This window comes from Acidisphaera rubrifaciens HS-AP3, from assembly GCF_000964365.1.
GTDB lineage: Bacteria > Pseudomonadota > Alphaproteobacteria > Acetobacterales > Acetobacteraceae > Acidisphaera > Acidisphaera rubrifaciens.
This window is the reverse complement of record NZ_BANB01000585.1, coordinates 1-1144: the sequence shown is the minus strand read 5'-3', so window position 1 is coordinate 1144 and position 1144 is coordinate 1. Positions and strand designations below refer to the sequence as shown.

Genomic DNA, 1144 nt, shown 5'->3' with positions numbered 1-1144 from the left:
GACGCGGCGATCGAGGCGCGGCTCGCCCGTTTCTACGAAACGACCTATGGCTGCGCGCATACCGCCTTCGACGTGCCGGCCGACCTGCTCGGCCGCGCCCTGCCCGCGGAGATCGTCCCGTGCCGCGCGTGAAGAAAGCCGCCCCCTCCGTGCGCACCTCGGCCGCCGGCGCGCCGTCGCGCGCGCTGCGGCGCAACGGCGTGCGCATCGACGACACCTTCGCCGAAGCCTTCGACATGCGCGCGACCGCGCTGATCATCACCGCGCACGACCGCAAATGGGCGCGGCAGGCGGCGGTGACGATGACCGGCTTCGCCACCTCCGTCATCGCCTGCGGGACGGAGGCCGCGATCGACCGCGACATGCCGCCCGACGAGACGCCGGACGGCCGCCCCGGGGTGCGCGTGCTGATGTTCGCGGGCTCGACGGCCGAATTACAGAAACAGGTGCAGAACCGCGTCGGCCAATGCGTGCTCACCAGCCCCGGCTCGGCCTGCTATGCCGGGCTCGCGGGCGAGGAGACGCTGCTGCTCGGCGACCGGTTGCGCTACTTCGCCGATGGCTGGCAGATCTCCAAGCGCTTCGCCGGCACCCGCTACTGGCGCCTGCCGGTGATGGACGGCGAGTTCGTGATCGAGGGGCGGACGGGGCTGACGAAATCGGCGGTCGGCGGCGGCAACCTGCTGCTGATGGGCCGCGACTTCGCCTCCACCCTGCGCGCGGCGGAGGCGGCGGCGGCGGCGGTCGCGGCGGTGCCGGACTGCATCGCCCCGTTCCCCGGCGGCATCGTGCGCTCCGGGTCGAAGGTCGGATCGAAGTACAAGGGCATGATCGCCTCCACCAACGACGCCTATTGCCCGACCTTGCGCGGCAGCGTCGCCTCCGCGCTCGACGCGGAGATCGGCTGCGTGCTGGAAATCGTCATCGACGGCCTGACGCCCGACGCGGTCGCGGCGGCGATGCGCGCGGGGCTGCACGCGGCGACCGATCTCGGGCCGGACCGCGGCGTGCTGCGCATCGGCGCGGGCAATTACGGCGGCAAGCTCGGACGGCATCACTTTCATCTGCGGGAATTGCTGCGGTGACCCTGCGCCTCATCGCGCGCGCGACGCCGTCGCAGCGCATCGACCTCGCGGCCCTCACG

Annotated in this window: 1 protein-coding gene; it reads left to right on the top strand. The window is 72.5% G+C overall.

From position 1 onward, the window contains the following. Nucleotides 1-119 precede the first annotated feature (119 nt). Nucleotides 120-1085 (top strand): formylmethanofuran--tetrahydromethanopterin N-formyltransferase, encoded by a 966-nt coding sequence (gene fhcD / locus B8460_RS15010; protein WP_241771203.1) that lies wholly within the window; start codon nt 120-122, stop codon nt 1083-1085. Nucleotides 1086-1144: the final 59 nt, after the last annotated feature.